We start from the raw sequence: 9,121 nt of genomic DNA, 5'->3' as shown, positions 1-9,121 counted from the left end.
TCTGAGGGCGGAAGTGCTTCGCATCGCTGGGCAGACTTCTCCAAGCAAGCGATGAATCGATTGATTCAGCAGCTCATGCAGACCGAACTGCCGGTGAAGGGCAAAGGTGTTTTCAAAGAGGAGTTTGTCACTTGTGGCGGCATTCGGCTAAAAGACGTCAATTTTCAGACGATGGAGAGCCGCTGCTGTCCGGGGTTGTACTTCGCCGGAGAAATTCTTGATATTGATGGCATCACAGGGGGCTTTAACTTTCAGAGTGCCTGGACGACGGGCTGGCTTGCAGGTCAGGCAATGGGAGCCAGTTTCCCGGATGCAGAAATTGGGGCAGGAGCAAAGGCGAAAGGGGAAAGGGTGAAAAATTAAGCGTTCCAGGCAGGATGGGCAAGCAGCGCAGCAATCACGCGAACGCCGCGAAGCTGATTTGACAGCGGCAAATGCCCTCTTGGAGCGGTTAAATCCCAGGTGAACTCCTGGGGGTAACGAGTCCAGCTATTTCCGCTCTTCCAGCCAATCTGGAACCACAGCTTTTCCCAGTTTTTGCTCACGCCTAACCAGACCTCACGCTGCACGGAGTAGCCAAATTTGCCTTCGGAGTACACCCGCCAGAGGGCATCGATCGTCTTCAAATCAGCGGTCGGAAACTTCTCAACTTCGGTGAAATAAAGCCATTTACGCTGCAACGCTAAGTTGCCTGCCAGCTCACACAGTTTTTCGAGCGTCAGGCGATCGGCAGCTTCAAACTGCTGTTCTGCAAGAAGCGTTTGCAGCGAGCTATAGTCGATCCCCCGTTCTGAGGTGAGCGGCAACAAGCCCTGAGCAAAGTGAGTTTGCAGGAATTCTTTGACTTTTGGAGACTCGGATTGCACCAAGACTTGATAGATTTTGCCTTCTACAACTCCGGCTAAATTTTTGAGTGAATCAGGTTCTGCCCAAAACTGGCTCAAGCGAGGCTGTTGCTCCAGCAGGTAGCTCATGAGCGCATCGAATCCGGTTTCTCCTGCACTCGCAGCCTCCTGAACTAGCTGGAGCTTGTTTTTGGGAGATTCGGCTCTGAGGCGATCGATAAAATCAGTCATATCGGCTGTAACCGAGGAATCAGGGGAACTAGGGTGGGTAGAACGAGTGAGAAACGGCTGCACGGCAGGCATGAACTCGACACAACACAGCAGTGAAACACCTCAGGCGGGTGGAGTAATCCTGCCCATTTTTCGCCCCAGGGTTTAATTCCACTTGCTTTATTCCACTTTAATACGCGAGTGAAGCGCAACGCGGACGGCAGGGGAGAAAAGCGAAATTTGCCAAAGGTGCTGTATCGCAAAACCCACTCTTTATATCACTATTGCGAGACTGTTTAGAACGAGGAGCTGAGAAGCTCGATCATTGCTCTGGGGAAATTCCACCTGCATCTGCCGGAGGACGATAGCCCCGCTCAAAGGCATAGCGAATGAGCTGAGAGCGGCTTTCAAGCTGAAGTTTGCTGAGAATATTGCTGAGATGGGTCTGCACCGTGCGCGGACTGACAAATAACCGATCGCCGATTTGCTTGTTGGTATAGCCCTGGATCACTTCCCAAAACACTTTTGCTTCGGCAGGCGTGAGCGGCAGCGGATTCGGGTTGGCAGCAGGAGTTGCTTCCGAGGCAGCTTGCTGAGACTGCTGCGTGAGCCGCAAAATTTCCGAGTGAATCCGGCGTGATCGTTCGAGCTGTGCCTCAATTTTGGCAATCAGTTCCTTGGGGTCAAAGGGCTTCACGACATAATCATCGGCTCCCATCTGGTGTCCCTGAATGCGATCGTTTACCTCTTTTCGGCTCGATAGAAAGATAAACGGCACAAGCTGCCCTGACTGGCTTGCTCTCAAGCGGCGGCAAAACTCTAGCCCATCCATTTCTGGCATCACCACATCAGACACAACTAAATCGGGAGGAGCCTTCTCAAACCGTAATAGGGCTTCTGCACCTGACCCTGCGTCCTCCACGGCGTAGCCCCGATTACGGAGATAGCGAATCAGGGCAGTTCTTAAGGTAATATCATCATCGACGATCAGAATGCGTTTCATTCAGGGGATGGGTAGTCCACAACTGCGATCGGATAGGGACGGAAGATGCAATCAAGTGACTGTCAAAAAATTATTGTCAGCAGGGCGATCGCAATCCTTCCTGGCTTCTGAATGGAATGCGGAGGCTTCATCCTTGTAAAGAGCTTGCACAAAGGAGAGCTTGCACGGAGGCAAAGCCCCACCTCTTGTTCACAGTTGATAAATGCTGCTGTTCTGCTCCTTCGCTAATTTTTCGCTAACTTACAGTTTAGATCCGTCTGTGCTGCTCCAGAATTCCCTGTTGAATCTAATACAGCAAAGCAAGCCTGGGTCAGGTTGGATAAGAAGATTGCCTCTCAGGAAGATTGCTCGAAGAAGATTGCCCGAAGCAGATTGCCCGACACGAAGTTTGATACGACGTTTGCCACGACACCGAGGAGATGCCACAGGCTATGTACGAGAAAATTCAACCACCCACGACCGGATCAAAAATTACCTTTAAAAATGGAGAGCCAACCGTCCCTGATAACCCAATTATTCCTTTTATTGGCGGAGATGGTACGGGGGTAGACATTTGGCCCGCTGCTCAGCGCGTGTTTGATGCCGCAGTTGAAAAAGCTTATGGCGGCAAGCGCAAGATTGTCTGGTTCAAAGTCTATGCCGGAGATGAAGCCTGCGAACGGTACGGCACTTACCAGTATCTGCCTGAAGATACCCTCACCGCGATTCGCGAATACGGCGTGGCAATTAAGGGACCGCTCACCACCCCGGTCGGCGGCGGCATTCGATCCCTCAACGTCGCCCTGCGGCAAATTTTTGACCTGTATGCCTGTATTCGTCCCTGCAAATATTACGCAGGCACCCCCTCCCCCCACAAAACGCCCGAAAAGCTGGATGTGATCGTCTATCGGGAAAATACCGAAGATATCTACTTAGGCATCGAGTGGAAGCAGGGCAGCGAAGTGGGGACACGGCTGATCAAGCTGCTCAATGAAGACCTGATCCCATCCACGCCTGAACACGGCAAAAAGCAAATTCCGCTTGACTCAGGCATCGGGATTAAGCCCATCAGCAAAACGGGTTCGCAGCGGCTGGTGCGACGGGCGATTCGTCATGCGCTGCGGCTGCCTCCGGCAAAGCAAATGGTGACGCTGGTTCACAAAGGCAACATTATGAAGTACACCGAAGGCGCGTTTCGGGATTGGGGCTATGAGCTGGCAAAGAGCGAATTTCGGCAGGAATGTGTCACTGAGCGGGAATCCTGGATTCTCAGCAATAAAGACCGCAATCCTGATTTGAGCCTGGAGGACAACGCACGGCAAATCGAACCGGGCTACGACGCGCTAACGCCTGAAAAGCAGGCGCAGATTTGTCAGGAAGTCCAATCTGTTCTCAATGAGATCGGGACAACCCACGGGAATGGGCAATGGAAATCCAAAGTGATGGTGAACGATCGCATTGCCGACAGCATCTTTCAGCAGATTCAGACCCGACCCGACGAGTATTCGATTCTGGCAACGATGAACCTGAACGGTGATTACCTCTCGGATGCGGCAGCGGCAATCGTCGGTGGACTGGGCATGGGACCGGGCGCAAATATTGGTGATGCCTGTGCGGTGTTTGAAGCCACCCACGGCACAGCCCCCAAACACGCCGGACTCGATCGCATTAATCCCGGCTCGGTCATTTTGTCGGGCGTGATGATGCTGGAATATCTGGGCTGGCAGGAAGCGGCTGATCTGATCAAGCAGGGCATCGGAGCTGCGATCTCCAATCGTGAGGTGACTTACGATCTGGCGCGTTTGATGGAACCCCCTGTCGAGCCACCGCTCAAATGCTCAGAGTTTGCTGAGGCGATCGTCCGGCATTTTGACGATTAGCGAATTTCAGTTGTCCACAGAAGCGTGATTAACTCTGTAGGGGCGGTTTCCAAACTGCCCTTACCTCGCTCCCCTGCCCGACCTCGAATCGCCCTAGTTATGGATTAGAGAACGTATTAATCTCTCTGCCGCCAAGCGATCGTCCAGAACTCGACTGCGGCACCCTAGACGGAGAAATCCCAGAAGGGGTTGGAGACATGGGCAGCGGTTCAAGCATTTCGGGCTGAGCCGGATTGCTGATTGGAAATCTGCCAGGAGAGCTGTCAGGAGAACCGTCAGAAGAACGATAAAAGGGTGATGTGTTGTCAGGAGTGCGAAACGCAGGCGGCACGGTATATCCCGTTACGCGGGGTGTGAGTTGAGGAGAGGGCGAAATGGGCTGCGTTGGAAGAGACTGCACTGCCCCGGTCTGATCAGGCAATTGGGGAAGGTCAGAGGTTTGGGAAACTGCGGGCGATCGAGTTAACCCAGGCGGATTCCCAGAAGCATCGACATTTCCAGAAGTCCTGACGCGATCGAGAGCAGACTGAAGGGGACTAACCGCATTACCCTCTGGATTACCTTCTGGATTGGCTGCTGGATTAGTCGCTCCTGTTGCAGGTGACTCAACGGCTAAAGGTTCAGTGATAGCCTGAGTCCGGCTCGATCGTCGCTGCCAGCGTTCGGGCATGGGAATGCCTGTTGGGTTGTAAAGATCAGTCGATCGATCTGAGGCTGAATTGCCACCGATTCCAGGGCTAAACGGCAGCGCCCGATCGGCTGTGCCGCGAGAACGGGTCTGCTGAGTGGTTGCTTCCGGCGCTAGACCAGGCACACCTGGCAGATTAAGAGCAGCGGGAATCTGGGCGTTGGGCTCTGTGGGTAGCACAGGCGGTAACGGCGGTAGTTCTCCACCGTTGAATCTGGCGGAATTGCCAGAGGGACTCCGGTAAGGGGAGGGATTTTGGTAAGGCGTTGAGTTTGCTTCTTTGCCGTTCAATGCTGGCTTTTCCGCAAATCCCCTGAACAGCGGTCGTGGCTGCCAGTATTCCAGCAAAAACAAGCCCGATAACAGCAGTACCGACGCTGTACCCCAAAACATCGGGTGCCGAAAGGCTAACAGTTGCCGTCCAAGTTGGTGCAGGATTGAGGGTTGAGGGGGTCGCGGTCTAGGCAGCATTAGACAGTCCTCACTGGCAAACTTTAACTGGCGATTTTATGTATAATCTATGCCCAATTCTAGCCTTACCGACCTAGAGATCTTCAACGGGACGATCGCAAAATCAGCCAGGCTGCTGCCCCTAAACCAAACAAATTCGGTAGCCATGCGCCCAGAATTGGGGGAATTGTGCCTACCTGGGCGATCGAACCACAGATCACTGCCAGGAGATAGTAGGTAAAGATAATCACAATGCTGATCGCGAAACTGGTTGCCCGTCCTGCCCGATCAAGACTGGCTCCCAAGGCTGCACCTACTAAACCAAACGCTACACAAACAAACGGCAGGGCATATTTCTGCTGAATCCGCACCCTCAGCTTGCGAATTTTCTCCGTATCGCCCGACTGTTTCAGAAGATCCAGATAATCGAGTGACTGAGCAATATTCATCTCGTTATAGTCTCGGCGATTCTCGGCTAGATCGAGCGGCGTGCGCGGCAACCGTAGCTGCTGGCTATCGAATTTGACAATATTGCGAAACGAGCCGTCTGGCGAAACTACATAGATTGTGCCGTTAGAGAAATCCCAAGTTTTCTGGGACGAGTTCCACTGAGCGGATTTTGCGCTGACGATCTGGCTTAGTCCTTCCTGAGAAAAGTCGAGAATTGTCAAAGCCTTCATTCGATCGCCATCAAACTCACGGGCATAGAACAGCCGCGCCAGTTCATCTTTTTGCTCGCCGTCTTCTTTTGTGACTTGCTGAAATTCCTGAAACAGGATGTTGTGCTCCTGAAACGACGGATTATCCTCGTTCAGGACGCTGGCAAGTCGTTGTGTAGCTTGAAAGCTGGCAGCAGGCACAATCAGTTCATTAAAGGCAAAAGTGATTCCTGTCACGACCAAACACATCGCCAGTGCCGGAACCAGCATCCTTAGAATGCTCACCCCGCACGCTTTTAGCGCGATTAATTCACTGTCATTTGCGAGGCGGCTATAGGTCATGAGCGTCGCCAGCAAGGTAGACATCGGAAAGGCGTAGGCAACGAATTCAGGAAACCGGAGCGCTAGCACCTGAAGCGCGATCGATAAAGGCAGCCCTGCCTCGGTCACTCGCCGAATCAAATCAAATAGTGCCCCCACGGACACCCCCAGCGAAGAGAATGCCCCCACGCCAAACAGAAAAGGCAGAATTAGCTCACCTGTGATGTAGCGATCCATCACAGAAAAGAGTTGCGGCAGCCGTAGGGCAGAACCGGGCGATTTGAGGGAACGGGCAGTCATAGGCGCGATCGACAAAACGACATCTAAAAACTACATCTGGAAGCTATCGCCCAGATAATACTGACGCACCAGCGGATTGGCATACAGCTCTTCAGCACTGCCCGAAGCGAGAATTTGTCCGTCTCGCATGATGTAGCCTCGATCGATAATTGCTAGTGTTTCTCGGACGTTGTGATCGGTAATCAGGATGCCCATGTGTCGCCCGCGCAGTTTGGCAATAATCTCCTGGATTTCGGTAACCGCGATCGGGTCGATTCCGGCAAAGGGTTCATCGAGAAACAGAAACTTTGGTCCTTCGACTCCAGCTGCAAGTGCCCTGGCAATCTCCGTGCGGCGGCGTTCTCCCCCCGATACTCGTCCGCCCGGTGTATGAGCCACCCGTTCTAAGCGAAACTCTTTCAGCAATTCATGCAGCCTTGCCCCTCGTTCCTGCCGGGGAATCTGGGTTTGCTCCATCACCAGCAGCAGGTTATCGCGGACGCTGAGATTGCGAAAAACGCTCGGTTCCTGCGCCAGATAGCCCAAGCCCAAATGGGCACGCTCGTAAATGGGCAGGGTGGTAATATCGCGATCGTCCAGCCAAACTTTGCCCTGATCCGGCTTTTCTAGCCCGGTTGCAATGTAGAACGTTGTGGTTTTTCCGGCTCCGTTCGGTCCCAGCAGACCGACCACTTCGCCTCTAGCAATCGAAAGATAGACGCGACTGACGACCTCGCGCTTGCCATAAGACTTATGAATATTATCCAGTACAATCTTCAAGGACTTTCTCTTAAGGAAGAAATACCAGTGAGGTAGGGGATGGTCTTGATTCTATCAACAGTCCTTGCAGGTTTTGTTAATTACCTTCCTTGACCGGCGTTTGCTGATTTTTTTGCTGGCTTGGGGCTAGGGAGGGCTGATAGGAGTTTTAAATTCTGATTTCGGGTCAAAAGCTTCTGTTTCGCTGGCAGCAGGGGTCGCCGCTGCACCGGGCGTATTGGTGGGATTGGGGTCTTGCACCAGGTAAATCGACTCAACCTGCCGTCCATCTGGGGGCAACGCCACAAATCGCCCTTCGTCAATCAGATAAGTGATTGTCTCACCGCGCAGACTGTTGCCGTCTTGCAGCACATAGACATCGCCCCTCAGCACAATTCGCCGTTCGCGACTGTAATACTGCGCCTGCACTGAGGTTGCCTGAATCTGGCGCGCCGGGTAGTTAATCTGCACATTGCCCCGTGCTGTAATCACGCCCGTCACCGAGTTGGCTTCCTGCACGTCCGATCGCAGCGTTAAGGCTTGATTTCCGCTTGCCTGCGCCTGTGCTGCACTTTGAGCCGTCGGAGCTGTAATCGTACCCAACAAAGCCGTAACCGAAAGGGCGGTCAGGCTCAGCCGATGGAAAAGTGTTAATCGAGGCGTTTGAGGAGACACCATAGCTTTAAATCGCAGTTGAGAGAACGACAAGACCAAGCGGCTTCAAAATAACCAGTACGCAATGAATTACGCAATAAATATTTGCTAACCGTACTGCAAAAGCAGGAACTCGTCTACTGGGTTCAGACGCAGGCAAGCTTGAAATGTTTCTATTCGGGCTTAATCTGTTTGGGCTTAATTGAGGCTTATCAGTATGCAGTTTTAACTGGACAACTCCTGGAGTTCGCCCTTATCCTGTCACAGCGATCGTCCTTCTGTCTACTCGAATTGTTTGGCTCAAATTGTCTGACTCAAATTGTCTACCCCTCACTATGATCGTCCAGTGCGATTGTTCTAATCGAGAGCAGCAATTCGCGGCAGGGGAAAATCACAGGTTGTCTTTCCCTCGGTCAAGCCCTGAACTTGAGCTGCCATTTCAGCAATGCGATCGATCGAAGCATCGTACAGGGTTGCCAGCAAATCTTCACTCACTTCTACCAGAGCAGACACATCAATCCCGGAATAGGCTGGCTCATATCTCCGCAGCCGATTCATGCCCTCGCCCAGCAAAATCATTGCGCCCCGCGCATTTCGATTGCTGAGGTGATAGAGGGCAACCGCAATTTGCAGCACGCCCTGATAAAAGCTCTTTTCTGGTTCGCCTGACTCCATCCAGATTGCCTCCATGGTGTCGTGGCAGTCGTAAAACTGTCCCTGATTAAACTGCTCTACGCCCTCCCAGAATGCAGGCGGAATTGGTTCGGTCATGAAATTGCCTCCTGAAGCTGGAGCTGGAGCGATCGATCAGTCTGAATGATTAACCCTGGTTTCGATAGGAATTGTTCTGGGGCAAGGTTCGATCGTTGCCAGAGCAGCCAGCGACTTCCTTCCGGCAAATGCTCTAGGGAATCAGGATTTTGGGTCAACCAGAGGACTGCCTGATTGGGACGATCGATTTCTCCTGACTGGTTAAACTGCACCGCTGCCAGCGTTTCTAGCACCGTTTCTTCTCCGCCGATTTGTCCCAACGCCGTCCACAAACTCACCCGCATCTGCCGACGCAGCGCATAGAAATAAAGAGAAGCTGCCGCGATCACTGCCTGTTCAAAATCTGCCGCATTCCATTCGATCACATTATCCAACGCCACAATCACTTCCTGTCCGCCCGTATAGGTTTCCAGTTCGCGAACGCGCAAATCACCATATCGGGCACTTGTGCGCCAGTGAATCAGCCGCATCGAATCACCCCATCGATAAGGACGCAGGGTTCGGGTTAGGTCTTGGCTGGCATTCTGGGTTTGATAAGCACTCATCACCTGAGAATGGCTGTCTCGCCCCATCGCATCTAGGATCGGACACTGGCTCAATGGCAACACAGTTGGATAGACTAC

General features: G+C 52.7%; 10 protein-coding genes. 2 read left to right on the top strand and 8 right to left on the bottom strand.

Annotated elements, in window-relative coordinates; all coding sequences use genetic code 11:
- The coding region (locus tag H6F80_RS21415) for an NAD(P)/FAD-dependent oxidoreductase (protein WP_190793554.1) at positions 1-363 on the top strand (363 nt) is incomplete at its 5' end.
- Here H6F80_RS21415 and H6F80_RS21410 read toward each other — a convergent pair.
- The gene (locus tag H6F80_RS21410) at positions 360-1,148 is read right to left on the bottom strand and encodes a GUN4 domain-containing protein (protein WP_242067502.1); all 789 of its coding nucleotides are present in this window, start codon (positions 1,146-1,148) and stop codon (positions 360-362) included. The genes H6F80_RS21415 and H6F80_RS21410 overlap by 4 nt on opposite strands.
- A 229-nt stretch (positions 1,149-1,377) precedes the next feature.
- Complete coding sequence (locus H6F80_RS21405) at positions 1,378-2,058, bottom strand: response regulator transcription factor (protein ID WP_190793553.1); 681 nt, start codon at positions 2,056-2,058, stop codon at positions 1,378-1,380.
- 419 nt (positions 2,059-2,477) lie between these two features.
- Here H6F80_RS21405 and H6F80_RS21400 point away from each other — a divergent pair, with 419 nt between their 5' ends.
- Positions 2,478-3,917: an NADP-dependent isocitrate dehydrogenase gene (locus H6F80_RS21400; protein WP_518523626.1), complete on the top strand. Its 1,440-nt coding sequence runs from the start codon at positions 2,478-2,480 to the stop codon at positions 3,915-3,917.
- A gap of 97 nt (positions 3,918-4,014) precedes the next feature.
- On the opposite strand, the gene H6F80_RS21395 is transcribed toward H6F80_RS21400, so the two are convergent.
- The 6 genes from H6F80_RS21395 to H6F80_RS21370 all read right to left on the bottom strand — a co-directional run.
- Complete coding sequence (locus H6F80_RS21395) at positions 4,015-5,076, bottom strand: hypothetical protein (protein ID WP_190793552.1); 1,062 nt, start codon at positions 5,074-5,076, stop codon at positions 4,015-4,017.
- An 83-nt stretch (positions 5,077-5,159) separates the two neighbouring features.
- A complete protein-coding gene (locus tag H6F80_RS21390) occupies positions 5,160-6,335 on the bottom strand; it encodes an LptF/LptG family permease (protein WP_242067501.1) in 1,176 nt (391 codons plus the stop codon).
- Positions 6,336-6,365: 30 nt separating this feature from the next.
- The gene (gene lptB / locus H6F80_RS21385; protein WP_190793551.1) at positions 6,366-7,094 is read right to left on the bottom strand and encodes an LPS export ABC transporter ATP-binding protein; all 729 of its coding nucleotides are present in this window, start codon (positions 7,092-7,094) and stop codon (positions 6,366-6,368) included.
- A 126-nt stretch (positions 7,095-7,220) separates the two neighbouring features.
- The gene (locus tag H6F80_RS21380) at positions 7,221-7,751 is read right to left on the bottom strand and encodes an LptA/OstA family protein (RefSeq protein ID WP_190793550.1); all 531 of its coding nucleotides are present in this window, start codon (positions 7,749-7,751) and stop codon (positions 7,221-7,223) included.
- A 333-nt stretch (positions 7,752-8,084) separates the two neighbouring features.
- Complete coding sequence (locus H6F80_RS21375; RefSeq protein WP_190793549.1) at positions 8,085-8,498, bottom strand: DUF309 domain-containing protein; 414 nt, start codon at positions 8,496-8,498, stop codon at positions 8,085-8,087.
- Positions 8,495-9,121, bottom strand: a 627-nt coding sequence (locus H6F80_RS21370; protein WP_190793548.1) for a DUF58 domain-containing protein, incomplete at its 5' end; no start/stop codon positions are given. The genes H6F80_RS21370 and H6F80_RS21375, both read right to left, overlap by 4 nt.

The sequence above is a fragment of the Leptolyngbya sp. FACHB-711 genome (assembly GCF_014695615.1).
Lineage (GTDB): Bacteria > Cyanobacteriota > Cyanobacteriia > Elainellales > Elainellaceae > Leptolyngbya_A.
This window is presented reverse-complemented; position numbering and strand designations above follow the sequence as displayed.

What these genes read in the sequence shown, in the direction of transcription:
- H6F80_RS21395 (WP_190793552.1), bottom strand. Translation starts at nt 5,076, where the DNA reads ATGCTGCCTAGACCGCGACCCCCTCAACCCTCAATCCTGCACCAACTT.
- H6F80_RS21380 (WP_190793550.1), bottom strand. Translation starts at nt 7,751, where the DNA reads ATGGTGTCTCCTCAAACGCCTCGATTAACACTTTTCCATCGGCTGAGC.
- H6F80_RS21375 (WP_190793549.1), bottom strand. Translation starts at nt 8,498, where the DNA reads ATGACCGAACCAATTCCGCCTGCATTCTGGGAGGGCGTAGAGCAGTTT.
- H6F80_RS21390 (WP_242067501.1), bottom strand. Translation starts at nt 6,335, where the DNA reads ATGACTGCCCGTTCCCTCAAATCGCCCGGTTCTGCCCTACGGCTGCCG.
- H6F80_RS21400 (WP_518523626.1), top strand. Translation starts at nt 2,478, where the DNA reads ATGCCACAGGCTATGTACGAGAAAATTCAACCACCCACGACCGGATCA.
- H6F80_RS21405 (WP_190793553.1), bottom strand. Translation starts at nt 2,058, where the DNA reads ATGAAACGCATTCTGATCGTCGATGATGATATTACCTTAAGAACTGCC.
- H6F80_RS21410 (WP_242067502.1), bottom strand. Translation starts at nt 1,148, where the DNA reads ATGCCTGCCGTGCAGCCGTTTCTCACTCGTTCTACCCACCCTAGTTCC.